The organism is Azospirillum agricola (assembly GCF_017876095.1).
Classification (GTDB): Bacteria; Pseudomonadota; Alphaproteobacteria; order Azospirillales; family Azospirillaceae; genus Azospirillum; species Azospirillum agricola.
In genome coordinates, this window is record NZ_JAGINM010000010.1 from 76,656 (window position 1) to 95,991 (window position 19,336).

General features: G+C 71.5%; 13 protein-coding genes. 7 read left to right on the forward strand and 6 right to left on the reverse strand.

The window, feature by feature from the left end; genetic code table 11:
- The first annotated feature begins 13 nt into the window (after positions 1 to 13).
- Together J2847_RS16510 and J2847_RS16515 are read left to right on the forward strand one after the other, a co-directional pair.
- Complete coding sequence (locus J2847_RS16510) at positions 14 to 2,668, forward strand: penicillin-binding transpeptidase domain-containing protein (protein ID WP_209780008.1); 2,655 nt, start codon at positions 14 to 16, stop codon at positions 2,666 to 2,668.
- Positions 2,658 to 5,189, forward strand: coding sequence for an FtsW/RodA/SpoVE family cell cycle protein (locus J2847_RS16515; protein ID WP_209780009.1), 2,532 nt, complete (start codon positions 2,658 to 2,660; stop codon positions 5,187 to 5,189). Before J2847_RS16510 ends, J2847_RS16515 begins: the two co-directional genes overlap by 11 nt.
- 89 nt (positions 5,190 to 5,278) lie before the next feature.
- Here the strand turns inward: J2847_RS16515 and J2847_RS34840 are convergent, their stop codons facing one another.
- Genes J2847_RS34840 through J2847_RS16545 form a run of 6 tightly spaced genes read right to left on the reverse strand, consistent with a single transcriptional unit; the run spans position 5,279 to position 11,146 of the window.
- Complete coding sequence (locus tag J2847_RS34840) at positions 5,279 to 6,196, reverse strand: M15 family metallopeptidase (protein ID WP_209780010.1); 918 nt, start codon at positions 6,194 to 6,196, stop codon at positions 5,279 to 5,281.
- Positions 6,193 to 7,308: a caspase family protein gene (locus tag J2847_RS16525; protein ID WP_209780011.1), complete on the reverse strand. Its 1,116-nt coding sequence runs from the start codon at positions 7,306 to 7,308 to the stop codon at positions 6,193 to 6,195. Before J2847_RS16525 ends, J2847_RS34840 begins: the two co-directional genes overlap by 4 nt.
- A 19-nt stretch (positions 7,309 to 7,327) precedes the next feature.
- Positions 7,328 to 8,161, reverse strand: a complete 834-nt coding sequence (locus tag J2847_RS16530) for a hypothetical protein (protein WP_209780012.1) — start codon at positions 8,159 to 8,161, stop codon at positions 7,328 to 7,330.
- Positions 8,162 to 8,176: 15 nt separating this feature from the next.
- Complete coding sequence (locus J2847_RS16535) at positions 8,177 to 9,586, reverse strand: hypothetical protein (RefSeq protein ID WP_209780013.1); 1,410 nt, start codon at positions 9,584 to 9,586, stop codon at positions 8,177 to 8,179.
- Positions 9,570 to 10,121: a hypothetical protein gene (locus J2847_RS34645; protein ID WP_209780014.1), complete on the reverse strand. Its 552-nt coding sequence runs from the start codon at positions 10,119 to 10,121 to the stop codon at positions 9,570 to 9,572. Before J2847_RS34645 ends, J2847_RS16535 begins: the two co-directional genes overlap by 17 nt.
- Positions 10,118 to 11,146: a hypothetical protein gene (locus J2847_RS16545; RefSeq protein ID WP_209780015.1), complete on the reverse strand. Its 1,029-nt coding sequence runs from the start codon at positions 11,144 to 11,146 to the stop codon at positions 10,118 to 10,120. Before J2847_RS16545 ends, J2847_RS34645 begins: the two co-directional genes overlap by 4 nt.
- Positions 11,147 to 11,919: 773 nt before the next feature.
- On the opposite strand from J2847_RS16545, the gene J2847_RS16550 reads away from it, so the two are divergent.
- From J2847_RS16550 to J2847_RS16570, 5 genes are all read left to right on the forward strand, one after another.
- The gene (locus J2847_RS16550; protein WP_209780016.1) at positions 11,920 to 12,486 is read left to right on the forward strand and encodes a DUF4384 domain-containing protein; all 567 of its coding nucleotides are present in this window, start codon (positions 11,920 to 11,922) and stop codon (positions 12,484 to 12,486) included.
- Between the two features lie 23 nt (positions 12,487 to 12,509).
- Complete coding sequence (locus tag J2847_RS16555) at positions 12,510 to 13,559, forward strand: DUF4384 domain-containing protein (RefSeq protein WP_209780017.1); 1,050 nt, start codon at positions 12,510 to 12,512, stop codon at positions 13,557 to 13,559.
- A gap of 37 nt (positions 13,560 to 13,596) precedes the next feature.
- Positions 13,597 to 14,976: a caspase family protein gene (locus tag J2847_RS16560; protein ID WP_209780018.1), complete on the forward strand. Its 1,380-nt coding sequence runs from the start codon at positions 13,597 to 13,599 to the stop codon at positions 14,974 to 14,976.
- Between the two features lie 62 nt (positions 14,977 to 15,038).
- Positions 15,039 to 16,286: a DUF4384 domain-containing protein gene (locus J2847_RS16565; RefSeq protein WP_209780019.1), complete on the forward strand. Its 1,248-nt coding sequence runs from the start codon at positions 15,039 to 15,041 to the stop codon at positions 16,284 to 16,286.
- Positions 16,287 to 16,363: 77 nt separating this feature from the next.
- Positions 16,364 to 19,279 carry a caspase family protein gene (locus J2847_RS16570; RefSeq protein WP_209780020.1) on the forward strand — a complete coding sequence of 972 codons (2,916 nt, stop codon included), beginning with the start codon at positions 16,364 to 16,366 and terminating at the stop codon, positions 19,277 to 19,279.
- Positions 19,280 to 19,336: the final 57 nt, after the last annotated feature.

Sequence of the window (19,336 nt, forward strand, 5' to 3'; positions counted from 1 at the left end):
GGGAGAGCGTTCCATGCCGCGTTCCCGCACCCCCTCCCCCGCTGGACCGGGGCGCCGTCCCCGGTCCGGGCGGATCGCTCCCCTGCTCTGGTTCGCCGCCTGGGCGGTGCCGGCCTTCGGGCTGTCCCTCGGCCTCGAGCACCGTCTGGACCAGCTGCGCAAGCCGGACGCCGAGGCGGGCGTGCTCGATCCCGCCGCGATCGAGGACCACGCGCTGTTCGCCGGCCTGCGGGACCAGGGCCTCATCGTCCGAGGGAAGGACGGGCGCTTGGCGATTCCCGAGGCCGATTGGGGGCTGCGCCACCTTCAGGCCGCGCTGGAGATGGGAGCGCCGCCGCCGTTCGGCGGGCGCGAGTGGCGGGAGCGCCGGAAGCTGGTGGCGGCGCTCCACGGCACCGACAACGGCCGGCATGTGCGCACGCAGATCGGGCTGTGGAACAGCAGCCGGGCCGTGGTGGCGATCCGCGACAACCGCCGCCGCGGCCATGCGGGGCAGGTTCCGGTCTTTCCGCCCGTCAACACGCCGTGGACGGCCGCCGCCGTGTCGGGGCCGGAGTCGGGCCGCCGGCTGGACCGGCTGGCGCTGACCCCGCCCGCCTCCTTCGACGCCTTCGCCCGGACGATGCCGGTCGGCATGGCGAACTGGCAGGTCTTTCCCGGAGAGGACGGTCGGACGGTCAGGGTCGCCACCCGCCTGCTGGCGCCGCTTCCGGCCGAGGGGGTGGAGATCCAGATTCTCGGCCGCGTCCGGCCGGGAACGCTGCCTCCCGGCGCGCGGCTCACGCCCCTGTGCGGAGGGGCCGACTGCGCCATGGCGACGGTCCATGTCGCCGGCGGTTCGCCCGGCGACGTCGAGGTGTCGCTGGAGGTCGAGCCGGTCCCCCTGGATCGATCGTGGTTCACCCGCGGCATGATCCAGCTTTCACAGGACAAGGACGGCGGGCTTCACTGGATGCCGCGCACGCGACCGCCCTCGGGAACGATCCCGGCCCAGGTGACGACGGCCGACGGCGTGGCGCTGACCGCCGGCGAGGACGGCCGGCCAACCGCCGACGCCGCCGCGCTGGGGCTGTTGCCGGTGATCGGGCACGGGCGGTCCGACCGGCGCGGGGTGTCCGGCCTGCTCGACGGGCGGGTCGACCGCTTCTCTCCGGCGACGGTGGCGCTGACCATCGACAGCCGGGTCCAGCGCGCCGCCAACCAGGCACTGGCGGAGGCGATGGCCGAACCCTTCGGAACCGCCAAGTCGCCGGATCCCTACGCCGGGCAGCGGCGCGCGTCCATCGTCGCGCTCGACCCGCAGACCGGGGCCATCCTGGCCGGTGCCCGCTGGCCGCGCCCTCCCAGCGGGCTGCACCCGTGGGATGCGTCGGCCCTGTCCCACCTCGGCGGGACGCTCGACCCGCTGGCGCCGATCGCCTGGCAGGGAATGGACAGCGACAACGCGCCGGGCTCCACCTTCAAGCTGGTCACCGCCCTCGCCTTGCAGTCGGCGATGGACAGCGGCGACGAGGCGGCCATCGGCGGCTTCCTGGCGGGCTGCCCGCCGAACGCCGACGGCGGGTTCTCCTGTCTGGGGCTGCGCACCGGAACGATCGCCTACTCGATCCCGCCGCAAAGCCATGCGACCCATAATTTCCGTTCCCCGCAGCGCGGCTTCACCCCGGTCGGGGACAGCCTGCGGGCCGGGGAAATGGAGCGCGCCCCGGTGTGCGTGGAGGGCCGGCGGGAGCAGACGCGGAGCTTCGGCCTGCCGCAGGCCATCCGCGATTCCGTCAACGTCTACTTCGTGCGCGGAGCCGAGCTGCTCGACGCCGACGCCGCGCGCCGCTACGACGCGGCGATGCGGCGGCTGGGGCCGAGGACGCCGCTGCCGGCGCCGCCGGCCTCCCGGCTGGCCGACACGATCCGCGCCGCCGGATTCGAACATTCCGTCGATCTGGCGGGGGCCGCCCGCCCGTTCCTGGGAAGCCTCCACCCGGCCGGCGGCGTGCGTCCAGTGCTGGAGGCGGAGGCGGCGCAGATCGACCTCCTCTATCTCCTGGACCGTAGGGCGGACACCCCGTGGCGGAACTTCGGGGCCGTGGACGTGCTGTCGCAGACCGCCATGGGCCAGCGCGTCCTGGCCAACCCGCTGCACATGGCGCGCCTTGCCGCCGGGATCGCGGCCGGCGCGCTGCCGGTGCCCCACCTGTTCGCCGAATGGAACGGGCAGGCCCTGGCGCCTCCCGCCCCGAGCGCGCTGCCGGCCGCCGACGTCTCGCTGCTGCGCCGTGGCCTCAAGATGGTGCCGGAGGTCGGCACCGCCGCCGGCCGCCACGCCTTCGGCCGCTGGGCGGGAACCCCGGCCGACGCCGCCCGCTGCCATGTCTATGGCAAGACCGGAACCGGCGAGGTCGACGCGGCACGCTCGCGCACAACCATGTGGTTCGTCGGCTGGGCCGCCGCCGAATTCTTCTCCGGGGATTTCTTTCCCGCGCCCGGCGGGGAGAAACCGGCCTGGAACCGGCCGGTCGCCTTCGCCTGCCAGGTGACGCACGGCGTGAACGACCGCCGGACCGGCGGGGCGACCTGCGCGCCGATCATCGCCCGCTTCCTGGAGCTTCTGGCCAAGCCGGACGCCGCCCTCCCCCTTTCCCAACCCGTCAAGGTGAGCGATGTGGACTGATCGACCCGGCGCCCGGCGCCCCGGCACGCGGCTGCCCTTCCCGTGGCTGTCCCTCCTGTGGCTGATGGCGACGGTGGCGCTCCTCGGCGCGATGGTGCCGGCGGTGTCCGCGATCGTCGGCGACGCCGCGTCCGGATTCCTTGTCCAGCGCATCCGCGTGACGATGGCCGCCGACGACACCGACCCCGTGCATCTCGGCTGGAACGAGCTGGGGCACGCCGGCGACGACCGGCCCGCGCTGGCGGTGCGGCGGGGCCCCGGCGGAAGCTGGGCGGTCTCGGCCCTGCCGGACGCTCCGGCCCTGTCGATGCAGGCTCCGCAGCGCCGTCGTCTCGACGCGCGGCCGCTCGCCGCCGGCCAGCGGTTCGACGGGCCGGGAACCGCCTTCGAGGTGGTCGAGGCATCGGCGGAGCGGGTCGTTCTCGGCCAGCCGGGGCGGCGTCTGACCGTCACCGCCGATGGCCGGGTGGAGGTCGATCCGCCGATGCTGCTGTCGAGCTGCCGCCTGAAGCGGTTGGAGGAGCGTTGGCCGGACTGGCTTCTGGATCTGGAGGCCACGAAGCAGCGCTGGCAGCGCGGGCGGGACGAACCGATCGTCGGCCTCGGCGGCGGGGTCGACTGCCCCGGCCGCTGGGCCGTGGCCGGCCTGGTCCCCGATTCCCTGGGCCTTGTCCGGACCAACGACGTCCAAGCCGATGGCGGCTGGGCGCTGGTTCCGCGCCAGGGGGCCGGCGGGCTGCGTGTCGCCATCGCCGGTCGGCCCCCGGAGGCCGCCTTCGCGGCCCTGCCGGCCGCGTTGCCCGAGGCGGACGCTGCCAATCCCGTCCGGCTGCGCTTCGGCCGGCTGACCCTGTCGGTGTGGGCGGAGGGGAACACGCTGATCCTGCTTCCGACCGACGGGCGCGTCCTCGGCGACTGGCCGCCGGTGTCCGCCGACATGCGGGTCGATGTGGAGCCGGACGCCGCCGCGTGGCTCGGCAAGGCGGGGATCGTCTCCGGCGAGGCGGCGCTGTCGGCCGAGCGGGTGATCGTCGGGGCGGGTGCCGCCGCCGGCGCGGGGCTGGCCGTGGCGGCGGCGCTGGCCGCCGCCGCCGGCCCCGGCCGGCGCTGGCGGCTGGTGGGGCCGGGGCTGCTGGCGGCCGGCCTCGCGGCGGGCGGAACGGCCCTGCTGATGGTTGCGCTGGCCGGCCGCTCGGCCGCCGGGATGCAGCTGGCCCTGGCCGTGGCCGGAGCCCTGTGGGGCTGGGCCGGGCTGTGTCTGGCCGCGCGCGGCTGGCTGGCCGGCATCGGCGGGGCGGTGTGGCTGCTGTTCGGCGCGCTGGCCGGCGCCGGTCTGCTCGCCCTCCTTCAACTGGTGGCGGGCGGAACCGGCGAGACGCGCGTGGCGCTGGTCTGGAAGCAGACGCTGGGGCTGGGGAGCTTCGCCCTGGCGCTGGGGCTGGCGGCGATGCCGGGGCCGGCGGCGTGGCGGCGCGGTCTCCTGTGGGCGCTGGCGCTCGACCGGCCGGGACGGATCGCCCTGTGGCTCGGCGTGCTCGCCGGGGTGGCGGGGCTGGCGGTCGCGCACGGCCTGTTCGGGCGCGAGGGCGGGCTTGGTGGCATCCAGCCGGCCGAGGCCTTCAAGACGGCCTGGCCGCTGCTGTTCGCCGTGGCCGCGGGATGGTTCCTGCATCTGGTGCGGCTGGGCGCGCCCGGCACCGTGTGGCCGGCGGCAATGGCCGGCGGCGTCGCGGCGCTGGGGCTGGTCGGCGTGACGGTGGCGATGGGGCTGCTGGCCGTGGACGACCGCTCGCCCTTGCTGCTGCTGGCGATCGTCAGCGCCGTCTGGCTCTATCATCTGGCCGTGCGCAGCGCCGCCGCCCTGCGCTGCGGGATCGGGCGGGCCTCCGCCTGGGGCCGGGCGCCGCTGGCGCTGGTCGTCGCGGGCGTGGTGGCGAGCGCGGCCGCCGCGGGGCTGGCGGCGTCCTGGCCGGACGACGCCTGGGACGGCCTGCTGGCCGAACACGACCGGCTCGCCGCCTGGGCCGATCCGGATCTGTACCCGGTGTCGGGCGGGCAGGTGCGCAAGGCGCAGGAGGCGCTCGCCCGCGCTCCCGGACTGGCCGCCCCGCTTGTCTTCACCGGGCGCAACGGCGAGGAGCAGGCGATTCCCGCCATCGAGAACGACTTCGCCATCACCTTCTGGATCATGCACGCCGGCCGGGCCGGAGCGATGGGGCTGCTGGCGGCGCAGCTGGCTTTGCTGGCGCTGCTGGGGCTGGTGGCGTCCCGCCTGTCCTGGCCCCCCGGCGATCCCGAGCGGCCGCCCGCGCTGGGCGACACGCTCCAGTTCCTGCTGGTCGGGCTGACCGTGCTGCTGGCCTGCCACTGGCTGATCGCTTGGGCCAACCCGCTCGGCCTGCTGCCGGTGATGGGCCAGTCCGCCACCCTGCTGTCGGCCGGCACCAGCCATCTGCTCTTCTTCACCTGGCCGCTGGCCTTCACCGCGCTGCTGGCCGCCGCCGTGGCGAAGGAGGCGTGAGGGGCGGAGGGCATGAGATCATCCGGGGGGCCTGCCTTTTTCCGGCGCCTTGCGGGGCGGGGCGTCCGGCTCCGGACTTCGCGGCGCGGTCAGGGCGGTCCGCCCGTCTCCTGCCGGACCGGCAGCGATGACGGCGTCTCGGGAAGAAAGGAATGAGGGTGGGGAGGTGGAGGCGGCGCGCCCGCTGGTTCGGGCGTCGGATCGGCGCGGCCTTCGGGCCGCGCTCCCTCGCCGATCAGTTCCGGGCGGTATTCGAAATGCAGCGTGTCGAAATGGGACCAGCGGCCGCCCCAGATGAAGCCGTGCCGCTCGAACGCCTCCACGATGGCCGCCGGGATCCGGTTGCGCCAGACGGGCTTTCCGTCGCGCCCCGGCTTGGACCATTGCCAGTAATCGCCGGAGCGGGTGGCGATGTCGACCGCGGCGCCATAGGCGTGGACGGAGAGCCGCCTGGTGCCCGCGATGGTCCGGCAGTTGTAGGCTCCGGCATGCGGTGTCAGATGGGCGTGCAGGGCCGGCGGCAGCGGTTGAAGATCCCGCATCACCGCTTCCAGGGCGCGGTCGACGCCGTTGACGGTGGTCACCTGCATGGGCTTGCCGAAGAACAGGATCGTCCGCAGCCGGCGCTTGACCTCGCCCCGGCGGCAGTCGCCGTACATCTTGAGGAAGAACGGCTCGTTGCGGATGCGGCCGGGATCGACGTCCGGGCCTGGGTCCGCCGCTGCCGCCCCCGCCGGGTAGGCGAAGGCGAACTGGTCGTCGATGTCCGGCGCGTCCAGCAGATCGGCAAAGCTCTTGTCCGTCCGTCCGTCCGAGACCGCCATGCGGGTGCCGTCCTTCCACAACAGATGGGTTCCGTCGTGGCTCTCAAGATGGTCGGGATAGGCACGGACCAGGGCATCGAGCCCGGTTTTCATGGCGGGCGGGGGAGCGCCGTAACCGCCGGCCGCCGCCGGGAGGGCGGCAAGGGCCGCGACGACGGCGGCGATGGCGAAGGGCGCCGTCACGGCCTCGTCTCTTCGACCCGCTGTATCCGGCGCACGTTGGCTTCCTCGATCGGGGAAAGCGGAGGATCCCATCTGGTCGGCTTGTACCAGGAAAACTGTGAGAAATGGCGTTGCAGCTCCGGATCCCTGAAGTAACGGCCGTTGCGCGCGAAGATCTCGTTGCGGGCGACGCGAAGATCCCATTTGCTCAACGGTTTCAGCTCGTCGTCATCAAGATGGCGGACGCTGGAATCCGGAAAGAGGAAAGCGCTCCTGGCCACCGTCGCTGCTGTCCGGCCGGCGCTCGGGCCGGAGGAAGCCTTGGCAGCGCGGTCGGTCACGGGCGGTGGCGGTGGAGGGGGCGATTGGCCGGCGCCGGCCAGATAGACCTCCCGGCCGCCGAGGTTGACCACGATCTCCGGAGCCTGCTCGTCCCTCGTCAAGGCCGCGACGCGATCGCGGACCCGGCGCATCATCAGACCGATCTCCAGGCCCGGTGTCGGCAACTGCTCCTTCAGCGCCAGGGCGAAGGGACCGTTCGACCCGATGCCGTCCTTGGCGACGCTGCCGGGCTGCGCGGCGAACATCACCAGCGACTGCCGCGGCGCCGTCTCCAGCCGCGCCAGCCCGCGGTCGGCGGAGCGCCCGGCCTCCTTGGACGGCAGGGGGGTGTTGCGGCAGGCGTCCAGCAGGACGACGGCGGTCGCGGCGCCCTTGAGCTCGGCCAGAACCTGGTCGACCGACACCGCCCAATCGCGCAGCTGCTCGCGGTACCGGATGCGCTGGTCGTCGGACGGGATCAGGTAGTTGGCGTTTCCGTGCTGCGCTCCGTGGCCGGCGAAATACGCCACCGCCAGCGCGTCCCGGCTGGCCCGGCCGAGATCGTCCAGCAGGTCGAGCAGCCGGGCGCGGTCGGGATCGATCTGCGCCTCGCCGCCGATCAGCCGAAACCCCAGCCCGCGCAGGGTTTCCGCCACGGCGCGGGCGTCGTTGGCCGGGTTGGACAGGGGGGCGAGACTGGCGTAGCGGCCGATGCCCACCACCAGCGCCACGCGGTCCTCCGCCATCGCCGGAGCCGCCGCAACCGAAGCCGCCATCAGCATCGCCATCATGGCGATCGCCAGTCTCCCCATGCCGTCCTCCCCCGTCCGCTCATGGTTCGACGACCAGCTCGACCCCGCAAGGCACCGGCGGCCGGCGCAGGCTGCCGCCGCCCCAACGCCGGACGTCGTCGTCGAAGTCCTTTCCCATGCCGGCCTCGGCGGTCCAGGTCCGCCGGTGCTCGCCCAGGCGCTGCCACGGCCCCGGCCGGCCGGCCTTTCCGTCGCCGGGGACCAGGCGCCACACGCTGTCCTGGTCGACCCGGACCTGCCCGCCGGCCAGCAGCAGGCTGACCGGGACCGTCGCCTTGTCGCCGCCGGGAGGCAGCGACGGGTCGAGCACCTCCGTCAGCGTGTCGCACGCGGCCTGGGGGCGGACCGGCAGCAGGCGCAGCTCCAGCGGCTCGCCATCGCCGGGGATCGCCTTCCCGGCGGCCTTCTGGACCGGCCAGGGGGCGGCGGGGAAAGGTTGGCCCCGGCTGCGCGCGCGCTCCGCCAGCAGGGCCTGCACCGCAAGGGCGCGGCGCTGGCTCAGCCCCTCCAGTCCTTCGGTTCCGACCCACACCCATTGCACCGGCAGCCGGGACACGCGGTCGACCAGACGCAGGACATGGTCCAGCGCCAGGAAGTTGCCCTGCTCGACCGCCGACGGGGAATAGGCGCCATACCCGAGCGGCAGGCGCTCGGACCCCGGCTGGAAGCGGAACAGGATCCGCGTCGGCGCCGGGATGTCCACCGCCGGCTCCACGGTCTTCGCCAGCGCCGGGGACCACCCGTTCCCCGTGTCCGGCAGAACCAGAAGCGCTGCGGCTCCCCACAGGACCAGGGCCCCCGTCATCGCGATGGTGCGGCCGGCCGTCGTGCCGGAAACGCGTTCGTCCTTCATCGTCATCCCCCAGGCTCAGCCGTCGGCGCAGGCCGGGTCGCCGGCCTTCAGCACCTGTATCGGGATGCCGAGATAACCCGGTGCCTGGGACCGCAGATGATTGGCGGCGGCGTTCAGGCGCTCGGTCGGGGCCAGCCCTTCCATCGCGGCGCGCAGATCCCGGCTGACCGCCGTGCCGTCGAACGGCCGGGTGCGGCGGGCCAGCACGACGACCAGCCCCGGCTCGGCCGGCTCGGCCACCGGAATGGCGTAGTTGAGGCCGCCGTCGGCGACGGCCTCGACCATCTCCGACGTGAACAGCTTGACGCCGCTGCCGGCCGAAACCAGGACCAGCGCGTGGTGCAGCCCGTCCAGCGTCCCGTCCGCCGATCCGACCCTGAGGATCAGGCGCTCGCCGGCCCGCACCGCGTCCCGCCCGACGGCGCCGATCCGGCAGCCGGGCAGCGGGACGTAGCCGCTGCGGTCGTCCGTCGCCTTGGCGCGCAACGGCGTTGCCAGCCCGGTGGCCGGGTCCGCCATCGCGGCCAGCGGCAGGGGGCGGTCGGCGTAGGCGTCCGCCACCAGCTTGCCGGCCATTCCAAGGGCGGCCGTCAGGGCAACCGCCGCCGCCGCCCTGGTCCAGCGCGGAAGCGGGTCGGCCGGAATCGTCTCCGCCCCCAGTTCCGCGACCGCCGCCCGCAGTCCGGCCACCGGCAGGATGCGCAGGCCGTGCCCGGCGATGGCGTCCAGCACCTCCCTGTGCGCCTCGCGCACCGGGCGGCCGTCCGATGTGGTCACGGGGGTGAACAGACGCCCCGGTCCGGCGATCGATTTGTCCTCCAGCCGCTTCAGAATGAGAGCGAACTTGGTCTCCAGGCAGCCGACGGGAAGAATCGGCGCGTCACGGGCCGTCATGTCCGGTTCGCCCAGGGCTCCGGTGGCGATCAGCGTGCCGGTTCCGCCGCTGCGTGTCAGCCCGAGGACAAGGGCGAGCGCGATGCCGAGGTCGGCGCTGTGGCAGGTCCGGTCCGTCAGGGGCGATCCCTTGCCGGGCTTGAAGTTCGCCACCGACACGCTCGGCCAGACCAGGGGAGGCTGCCGCCAGCCGGAGGCCCGGCGCATCCCCAGGGCGCGCACGGCGGCGGTCGCGACGATTCCGGCGGTGTAGGCGCGGAAGTCCTGCAACGGCTCGATGTGCGTCTGCAATTCACGATTGCCCCGGGTCGGCGCCACCGGATGATGGCCGGCGACCAGCCGGAGCAGCGCCAGGTCGGGCGGGGGCGTCGAACCGTCCGGCGGGACGATCGGAACATGCACGGTGGCGACGACCTCCGCCGACGTGACGGCCGCCGCGTCTCCCGGCCCGCTGTTTCCCAACCCACTGTTTCCCGGCCCGCTGTTTCCCGGCCCGCTGTTTCCCGGGCTGGCGTCACCGGGGCCGGTCATCGCGGCCGCTCCCGGACCCGAAATCGAAATGCAGCCCCGGAACCGTCACGTCGAGCGGCGCCGCCAGAGCCGACCGGAATTCGGGCAGGTCCGGCAGATCGCAGTGCGCGTGCCCGTCGGGATCGAACTTCAGGCTGAGGTTGATCAGGAGGTCCTTGCTGGACACCGTCGCCCACCGCTCCGCCAGGCTGTCGATGGTGGTGAACCCCTTCGCCTGGAAATGCAGCCGCAGCGCCTCCGGCTCCAGCGATTCGACCCAGAAGCCGAGCGACTGGGACTCGTCGAGCAGTTCGTCGTCCTGGGACGGCAGCGGCGGCCCGCCCGTCGCCGCCGCCAGGGGCAGGAAGGCAAAGCTCTCCTGCGGTCCGGCCGGCTGGCGCGCCCTGGCCGCCTCCGTCTCCGACACCTCGTGACGGGCGATCGCCAGATCGACCAGACGCTCGACGGTGCGGGCGAAGCCCAGCAAGGCCTGCTCCCCGGCGGAGCGGCGTCCGGTGGAACCGGGCGGGTTCCCTTCGTCTTTTCCGTCCGTCATGCGTCATCTCCATTGTCCGTGCAGCGGGCCGCGGCCTTGTACACGTGCACCACCAGATCCTTCGTGTACTCCATGATCGTCAGATCCCGTTCCTTCAGACGCGTCTTCACGTCCTTGTCCTTCGCCAGATCGCCCAGGGAAGCCCCGGACATCAGGCCGCGCAGGAGTCTGGCGTCGAGGGGATCGAGGATCCCGTCCTTCTCCAGCCGCGCGAGCCGCTCGTCGAACAGTTCGGGGGTCATGCCCTCCTCCGTGTCCGCTTCCCTAATCGGGATGGCGTCTGTATCGACGGCGGAGGTGGTGCCGACCCTCCACCCCTGACGGACGGCGTGCTTCCACAGCGGGCTGCGGACGACCTCCTGCGGCGAGGCGAAGCGGGGCACCTTGACCTTCTCCCACGCGGCCTCGAGGATCTTCGGGTCGTTCGTATGGCCCCCGGTCTTTTCGGCGATCTCCTCGGCGGTGCGGCGGAACTTGTTCAACGCCTTGATCTGGTTCGCGGATGTGGTGTCGAACCAATGATGGGGCGGGACCAGGCCGGCGTCCTTCAATTCCTTCCAGTGCCGTCCCTTGGACTCCAGCGCGTCCGTCAGGACGTCGATGAGCCGGATCGCGTCGGCCGGGGTCGCGGGGGCGGCGAGCGGTCCCGGAGGCAGGCTCAAGGCATCCCAGGGGCTGATGAGCTTCGGAAGGGGCAACGCGAAATCGCCGACCGTCAGCCCCGGTCCCGGACCATGCTCGGCCAGGAGCGGCCTCAGTTGCAGGATCAGCATCCGCAGGGCGGGATTCAGCGATACGACCGTGGCGTTCGCCGGCGGCTGGTCGGTGAGGGCCGGGGCCACGGGAGACGCAAGCCCCGGAGCCAGCCGGACGATCTCCGCCAGGAGCCTGTGCGCGGCGGAGACTTGATCGCCGCCCGTGAGCGTCACCGGCGCGTGGATCACGCTTTCCAGGAACGCCCGCGCCGCCTGCTCGGGCGGCATGGTCCCGGCGAACAGGGGATGGCCGACGAGTTCGTCGAGCAACGGAGGCTGTCCCAGGAGAAGGAGAAGCCGCTCCTCCATCGACCACGGCGTCACCGGGTATCCCCAGCGCCCGCCGGCCGCCTCCGTGAGCCAGGCGACGAAGCGCACGGCGAGAGCATAGGCCGGCGATTTGGCGGGAGCCTTCGACGCGAAGGCCGGCCGCTTCAAGGATGGTTTGAGCATGGACAACCGTCAGTGCGTTCCCCGGCCCCGGCATGACCGCCTCGGGGCTTCCATCGGAATAATGACCAATCCGCCCGAAAAGAGAAACCGGGAAGGATTCCCACACCGGGCAAACCCACGCACCGACAGAGCCATTTGCGAGGGGTAGCCGGTGGGGATCCTCCTTCCGCGGATCGATCCGGCGGCCGCGATCAATCGCCGCAGGCAGCGGCAAGCCGCCGACGGCGAGGCCAAGCCTGTTTCCCCCCCGATTCGGTCGCATCCCCCGCAAGGGAGCCGGTCCGCCGGCAGCAGGGGGACTCTGCCGACCTGTGCGGCCATGCGCCGCAAGGCCGTGAACGGAGGCTGGCACCGGCGGCCGGCCTTTCCGATGCCCTCCCGCCTTCGGCGCGCGGCACGGCCGTGGGAAGCGGCAAAGGCCGGCGATCATCCCGATAGGAAAAACGCATGTCCGATCAGACACCAAGCCGCACACGGTCGGCGGGAACCGGTGGCGGGGCTTCTGTTTTGGATTTGATGCATGATTGAAGACAATTTACTTTCCTTGAAGCGGCGACGGAGTCTTGAAAATGGCGAATCGATCAGCATATTTGCGCGCTGCCAGAGTGGCGGGCGCGGCCCTGTCATGCGCGCTGGCCTTGTCCGCCTGCGCAACCACGCCGCCCGATCCGCCGACGACCACGGCAAGCGCCGGCGATCTGCGGGTGACGGTGAATCCGGCACAGCCCTTCGCCGTCCGTATCGCCCCCATGGCCAAACAGCCGATGGTCGAGGGCGAGAGCATGTCCTTCCGTCTCGAAAGCCAACGGTCCGGCTACGCCCAGCTCTACCTTCTCCAGGCTTCGGGGTCGGTGCTGGTCCTGGCCGAGAATCTGGCGGTCCGGTCCCGCGACGAACGCGTCTTTCCGGGCCCGGTCGACGGCTTCGACCTGCGCGTCCGCCCGCCGGCCGGGGTCGACAACGCCCTGCTCGTCGTCACCGCGCAACCGTTCCCGGCCATTCTCGGCCCGGCCGCCGCTGCCGCCAAGCCCGGTCCGGTCCTGGCGCCCCTGCCGCGCGACGCGTTCGTCGATCGTCTCGGAACGGCCCTGGCCCGGCTCCATCCCGATGCATGGAACAGCGCGATGACCTCGACCGAGGTCCTGGTGCGCAAGTGATCTGGAATCGAAGGAATCGGAACATGCCCCGTTCGCTCCGCAAGCTTCCGTTCGGGCTGCCAGCCGCGGCCATAGCTGCCATGGCGCTGGCAACGCCCGCTTTGGCCGACATCCTGGCTCCGGTCGAGCCGCCGGCCCCGGCGCAGATCCAGCAGCCCGCCGCCGGCCAGCCGGTGGCCGGCCCCGCCGAGCCGACGGCCGTTACCGTCCAGCCCGGACCGGAGGGCGAGGCGGCCCAGGCCGAGGCGCCCGCCGATCTGGGCGAATTCATCGCCGGCCTGCTGCGGGAGACGGTCGGCTCCAACGCCGCCGTCGCCCTGGTCGATCTGCCGCCGCCGACCGCTCCCCTGCCCGCCGGGGCGGCGAAGAACGTCGCGCTCGACCCGGTCAAGCCGATGACCACGGTGACGGCGGCCATCGGCAAGCGTCTGGTCAAGCCGATGCTCGGCGATGCCTATGCCCCGGTCGAGATCGCGGTCGCCCGCGACGGCAAGACGGTGGCCAAGGAAAGCTTCGAAGTGGTGCCGGCCAGCCGGGACAGCGCCCGTCCGAAGATCGCCGCCTTCCTGGCCAAGCACGCGGCGCCGCCCGCCCAGCCGTCCATAGGAACTGCGGCCCAGGACGGGCCGCAGCTCAAGCTGTGGCTCCAGACCGAGGACGGCGGCCCGATCCGCATCGGCTCCAAGGTCGCCATCCACTGGCAGGCCACCAGGGACGGCTACGTCAGCGTCTATCATTTCGGTTCGAGCGGGGCGGTGGAGCGGGTGTTCCCCGTCGCGGCGGCGCCGGACAACTTCGTCCAGACCGGCCGCACCTACCGCTTTCCAGCGACGGGCCACCTGACCTTCAAGGGCCCGGCCGGGCAGGAGAGCTTCCGCGCGATCATCACCTCCTACCCGTCCAACACCCCGCGCGCGCAGCCCGGCGGCCTCCAGTTCAAGGGCGATCCGCTGCGGATCATCCCGACCCATTCGCCGATGCTGTTCGCCAACGACGACCTGACCCGCTTCTACGCGCTGCCGCCCAGCCAGTATGGCGAGGTCCACGTCACCTACACGTTGCAGGGCCTCTGAGCCGCCCCACCCCCTTGTCCATGAGCGGAAGACCACCATGACCAGACTGCGACTCCCTCTCTCCGCCCTGCTGCTGGCCGGTACCGCCATCATGGGCGCGCTTCCCGCCGCGGCGCAGGCGCCGATTCACAAGGACCTGCTGCCGGTTCCCAGCAACCAGAACGCCGACGTGCGCCTGGAACTCCAGGTTCCCAGCCCGACCCTGCGCGAGGGATCGACCATCGAGCTGTGCTTCTCCACCGACACCGACGGCTATGTGAGCATGTGGAACATCGGCACGTCGGGGCGTGTGTCGCGTATCTATCCGTACAACCAGGGCGACCGTCCGGCACAGGTGAAGGCGGGATCCCGCGCCTGCGCCGGCGACGGGAACGCCAGCCACCAGATCAAGGTGTCCGGCCCCTACGGCATGGAGGACACCTACCTCGTGTGGACGCGGACCGCCGAGGCCCAGCCCCGGAAATTCAGCTTTTCCGACGCGGGAGAACTGTCGCGGGACCTGGACGCCGTGCAGCGCCTGCCCAGCCGCGACTGGGCGACCGTCAAGGCCACCTACCAGATCGTTCCGGCGACCGGACCGGCCAACCCCGGCCTCACGCCGGCCCGCCCCGCCCCGGCCCAGGGGCGCACCTGGGTGCTGGCGATGGGCGCGAACGTCGGCAGCCTGACCAAGACCAACCTCGACGCCCAGCGCTTCGCCACCCAGGCGCAAAGCCTGTTCCGTGTGCCCGCCGCGCAGATCCGCCTGATCGAGAACGCCACGCGCCGCGATTTCGAGGGTGGCATGGCGTGGCTGAGGGACAACGCCGCTCCCGGCGATCTGGTGATGGTCCATTTCTCTGGCCATGGCACCACGATCGCCGACGACGACGGCGACGAGGCCGACGGTCTCGACGAGGCGTTCGTGACCTACGATGCCGAGGGGGTCGCCTCCCCCGACGCGCGGCATGTCGTGCGCGACGACGATTACGCGCGCATGGTGAACGCGCTGCGCACGGATCGTGTCGTCACCGTGATCGATGCCTGCCACAGCGGTGGCATGCAGAAATCCTACAGCATGACCGGGGCGCGCGAGAAGTTCTTTGTTAAGGGCGCGCTCGGCACCACCCCGCCGACGCGGACGACCTCGGTCATGACGCAGAGGGATCTGCCGGGCGGCATCGACGGCGGCACGCTCGGCCTCAGGAGCGAGGTCAAGGGGGTGGTCCTCGCGGCCTCCCGTGAAGACCAGTTCTCCTTCGAGGGCGCCGACGGCGGCATCTTCACGACGGCCCTGCTGGAGGCGGTGACCCGCGCCGGCACCCTCCAGGCCGCCTTCGACGCCGCCAATTCCGAAACCATGCGCGTAACCGGCAGCCGGCAGACGCCGACCGTGGTGGGCAACGCGTCCCTACTGGCCGGCGTGGCGCTGCGCTAGGCCGCGCCCGTCATCCCGATAGGCCGGATATGGGCAACTCCGAACACAAGGCAGACCACAGCATGCACCCGATCAACCATGCCTCCTCCGCCCGGACCCGCCGTCGCCTGGCCGCCGGCATCCTCTCCCTGGCGCTCGCCGGAACCGCCATCCCGGCGCTTGCCGACCTGGGCGGCACGAACCTGGGCGGCGCGAACGCACAGCCGCCCGCCGCTGCCGCCGACAGCCTCACCCGCGACCTGTCGGCCGAACAGCGGCCGATCGCCGACCTGAAGCCCGAAAGGACCGATCTCGCCATCACGGCCTCGGTCGACCGCAAGGACGGTGTCTACCGTCCCGGCGACAAGGTGGAACTGACGGTGCAGACCAGCAAGGACGCCTACGTCACGGTCGTCGATGTCGGAACCTCCGGGAAGGTCCATGTGGTCTTTCCGAACCAGTACCAGACCGACAACCGCGTGCGCGGCGGTCAGGCGGTGAAGATTCCCGGCGGATCGGACTCGTTCGACCTCAAGGTCGGCGGCCCGGCCGGCACCGAGGTGCTGAAGGTCATCGCCACCACCGGCCCCCAGCCGCTGTTCAAGCCGGAGCAGCTCTCCAAGGCCGGCGCCTTCATGGCCTACAAGGGGGACGCCGCCGCCGCCGTCAAGGATCTGACCGCCACCCTGCGGGAGAATGGCGCCGGGACCTGGGCCGAGTTCACCAAGGTGATCCGCATCACCGACGGGGCCGGCCCCGCCGCTGCGGCCCCGGCGCCCGCCCCGTCGGCGGCGGCCCCGTCGACGGCAGCCGTGTCGACGGCGGTTCCGTCGGTCGCGGTCCAGGGCACCTTCGCGCCGTCGTCGGTGGCGGTCGTGCCGGCCGACGCGGCGCCGCCGGCCGGGTTCCGGCTGACGGTCGGCACCGACCGGCCGGTCTACCGCGTCGGCGAGGCCGCCGTCGTGACGGTGACGGCCGAGAAGGATTGCCGGCTGACGCTGCTCGACATCGGCACCTCCGGGAAGGTCCACATCCTGTTCCCGAACCGTTTCCAGCCCGACAACCAGTTGAAGGCCGGCCAGACCGTGCGGGTGTCGGGCGAGGGCACGCCGGTGGACTTCCGCGTCGGCGGTCCCGAGGGCGCCGAGGCGCTGATCGGCGTCTGCCGCGCCGACGGGCAGCCGGTGGTCGGCACCCCGATGAACTACGAGCAGCACGCCTTCGTGCCCTACGGTGACGCCAAGGCGCTGGCCAAGGACCTGTCGGCGTCGCTGCGCCAGCCCTCGGCCCTGCTGGGGCATGCGGCCACCAGCTTCCTGATCGCTCCGTAACCCGAACGCCGCCGTGGAGCCGTGGGGGACGCCGGTGATGCCGGCGCCCCCTGCGGCCGTCGATCGAGGAGTGTCCGATGCCCGCCCTTCTGCCGCGCCTGCTGGCACTGCTCGCCGCCCTGCTCCTGTCCGGTCAGGCCATGGCCGCCGATCCGCCGAGCGACCCCATCCTGCGCGTCGAGACCGGCGAGCACACGGCAATTATCTGGCGCATCGGTGTGGATGCCGCAGCAACCCGGCTATTGACCGTTTCGGAGGACAAGACGGCTCGGCTTTGGTCGCTTCCCGAAGGGCGTTTAATCCGCATTTTCCGCCCGCCCATCACTTCCGATGCTGAAAACAACCTTTATTCCGGAGCGCTGTCGCCCGACGGCCGTACGGTGGCGGTGGGGGGATACGACGGGAATAATGAAAGCAGCGTCTATTTGTTCAATGCCAACAATGGCACGTTGATCCGGCGGCTAGGCGGGCTTTCGAACGTAATAAAGCACATCACCTTTTCCTTGGATGGACGGCGACTGGCGGTGAGTATAGGAGGATCAAACGGTATCTTGGTGTGGGATATCGCCAGTGGACGCGAGGTAATTATCGACCGCGACTATGGAGGGGACGCCTACGGCCTCACCTTCGCCACTGACGGTCGCTTGGCCACGACTTCCCTTGATGGGTATGTCCGGCTCTACAGTCAAGATGGGAGGCTGCTGCGTAAGGTGAGGGCTCCAGCTGCTGAGCAGCCCTTCAGCATTGTCTTTTCCCCCGATAGTGGGCGCTTGGCTGTGGGATATAACGATCTTAAGCGGGTGAGCGTGCTGTCCGCCATTGACCTCTCTTTGCTCTACAGCCCAGACACGACGGGAGGGAGCGACGGCAACCTTTCCTCTGTCCAATGGTCGGCGGACGGGCGTTTCCTGTTTGCTGGCGGAATGTGGGACAAGAACGGTAAGGTGTTCATCCGCCGTTGGAGCGACGGTGGGCGTGGAGCCGCTACCGACCTTGCTGCTCCCACCGACAGCACAATCATGGATCTCCAGCCTTGGGGCCTCGACGGAGTCCTGTTCGGAGCGGGTGATCCGGCCTTCGGAGCACTGGATGCACGAGGCAGGACGGTACTGTCACGCCTTTCTGCCGTGGCTAACATGCGAGACAAGCTCTCCAGTTTGTTGGTCAGCCGTGATGGGCGCCGCGTCCGCTTCGGGTTGAGATACGGTGACGGCGATCCGGTCCTGTTCGACCTCGCAGCCCGGACCCTAGAACCGTCGATTGCCGTGCCCTCCGGCCTCGTCCCGCCGCGCGTCACCGGCCTGCCCGTGACCGACTGGAAGGATGACGCCGCACCCAAGCTTGGCGGGACGGTGCTGCCGCTTAAACAGTACGAATGGTCGCGCAGCCTTGCCATTTCCTCCGCCGCCGACCGCTTCCTGCTTGGGGCCGAATGGTCCCTCCGTCTGTTCGATAGAACAGGTGCTCAGCTGTGGGGGCGACCAAGCCCTGGCTCTGCTTTGGGTGTCAACATCTCGGGCGACGGGCGAATGGGGGTGGTGGCGTATGGCGGTGGCACCATCCGCTGGCATCGCATGACGGACGGCAAAGAACTGCTGGCCCTGTTCGTCCACGCGTCCGACCGGCGCTGGGTGGCGTGGACACCATCCGGCTACTACATGGCGTCGGCCGGCGGCGAGGACCTCATCGGCTGGCACGTCAACAACGGCAAGGACGCCGCCGCCGACTTCTTCGGGGCCGGACGCTTCCGTGACCGTTTCAACCGTCCCGACGTCGTCCAGCGCATCCTGACGACGCTCGACGAGGCTGCCGCCCTGCGCGAGGCCGACGCCGAGGCCGGGCGCCGCACCCGGACCGAATCCGACGTCCGCCGCGCCCTGCCGCCGGTCACCGCGATCCTCTCGCCGGCCGACGGCGCCGAGGTGACGGGAGCGACGGTGACGGTGCGCTACACGGTGCGCTCGCCCTCGGGCGCGCCGATCACCGCCGTGCGCGCGCGGGTGGACAACCGGCCGGCGGAAGTTCCGCGTGGGCAGGCGCGCATCGATCCGGCCGCCGGCGAAGGGACGCTGGAGGTCGTTCTCCCCGCCGCCTGCCCCGATTCCGGCGGAACGCCGCGAGCGGACCGGGCGGGCTGCACGCACGCCATCTCGGTCAGCGCCGAGACGCGCGACGGCGTCGGGGAGGCCGCCACCGTTCTGGTCCGTCGCCGGAACGCGGGGCCATTGGCCGGGGCCGACCTGCTGAAACCCAAGCTCTATGTCCTCGCGGTCGGGGTCGGGCAGTACGCGGATCCGGCGCTCAAGCTGGAGTTCGCCGGGAAGGACGCCCGCGACTTCGCCGCCGCGCTGAAAACGCAGTCCGGGCGGCTCTATGGCGAGGTGATCGTCAAGCCGCTGATCGACCGCGACGCCACGCGCGACGCGGTGATCGACGGCCTCGACTGGCTGCAAAGGCAGACCACCGCCCGCGACATGGCCGTGCTGTTCCTGTCGGGGCACGGGATGGACGACAACAACGGCGACTATTATTTCCTGCCGAGCGACGCCGACGCCGCCAACCCGCGCCGCCGCGGCGTGCCCAACAGCGAGATCCAGAAGACGCTGCGCGACATCGGCGGCAAGGCGCTGGCCTTCCTCGACACCTGCCATTCCGGCAACGCCCTGGGCGGCCGCAAGGGCGCCCCGGTGGACGTCGACCGGCTCGCCAACGAACTGGCCTCGCACGAGAACGGCAGCGTCGTCTTCATGTCGTCGCTCGGCCGCCAGTATTCGCTGGAGGATCCGCGCTGGAACAACGGCGCCTTCACCAAGGCCCTGGTCGAGGGGCTGTCGGGCAAGGCGAGCCTGGTGCGCCGCGACGGCACCGTGTCGGTGGACGAGCTGTCGGCCTACGTCGCCGATCGGGTCAAGGAGCTGACTGGCGGCCGGCAGACTCCCAACACCCTGAAATCCCCCAACACCCCCAACTACACCATCGCCGTGACTCCCTGAACCGGGAGGCGATCATCCCGATAACGATCATGCCCGCCCAAGCCCGGAACGACAGGA

Bases quoted from the DNA above. Each gene is read 5' to 3' on its own strand.
- J2847_RS16510 (WP_209780008.1), top strand. From the start codon at position 14: ATGCCGCGTTCCCGCACCCCCTCCCCCGCTGGACCGGGGCGCCGTCCC.
- J2847_RS16515 (WP_209780009.1), top strand. From the start codon at position 2,658: ATGTGGACTGATCGACCCGGCGCCCGGCGCCCCGGCACGCGGCTGCCC.
- J2847_RS16525 (WP_209780011.1), bottom strand. From the start codon at position 7,308: ATGGGGAGACTGGCGATCGCCATGATGGCGATGCTGATGGCGGCTTCG.
- J2847_RS16530 (WP_209780012.1), bottom strand. From the start codon at position 8,161: ATGAAGGACGAACGCGTTTCCGGCACGACGGCCGGCCGCACCATCGCG.
- J2847_RS16535 (WP_209780013.1), bottom strand. From the start codon at position 9,586: ATGACCGGCCCCGGTGACGCCAGCCCGGGAAACAGCGGGCCGGGAAAC.
- J2847_RS34645 (WP_209780014.1), bottom strand. From the start codon at position 10,121: ATGACGGACGGAAAAGACGAAGGGAACCCGCCCGGTTCCACCGGACGC.
- J2847_RS16555 (WP_209780017.1), top strand. From the start codon at position 12,510: ATGCCCCGTTCGCTCCGCAAGCTTCCGTTCGGGCTGCCAGCCGCGGCC.
- J2847_RS16560 (WP_209780018.1), top strand. From the start codon at position 13,597: ATGACCAGACTGCGACTCCCTCTCTCCGCCCTGCTGCTGGCCGGTACC.
- J2847_RS16565 (WP_209780019.1), top strand. From the start codon at position 15,039: ATGCACCCGATCAACCATGCCTCCTCCGCCCGGACCCGCCGTCGCCTG.
- J2847_RS16570 (WP_209780020.1), top strand. From the start codon at position 16,364: ATGCCCGCCCTTCTGCCGCGCCTGCTGGCACTGCTCGCCGCCCTGCTC.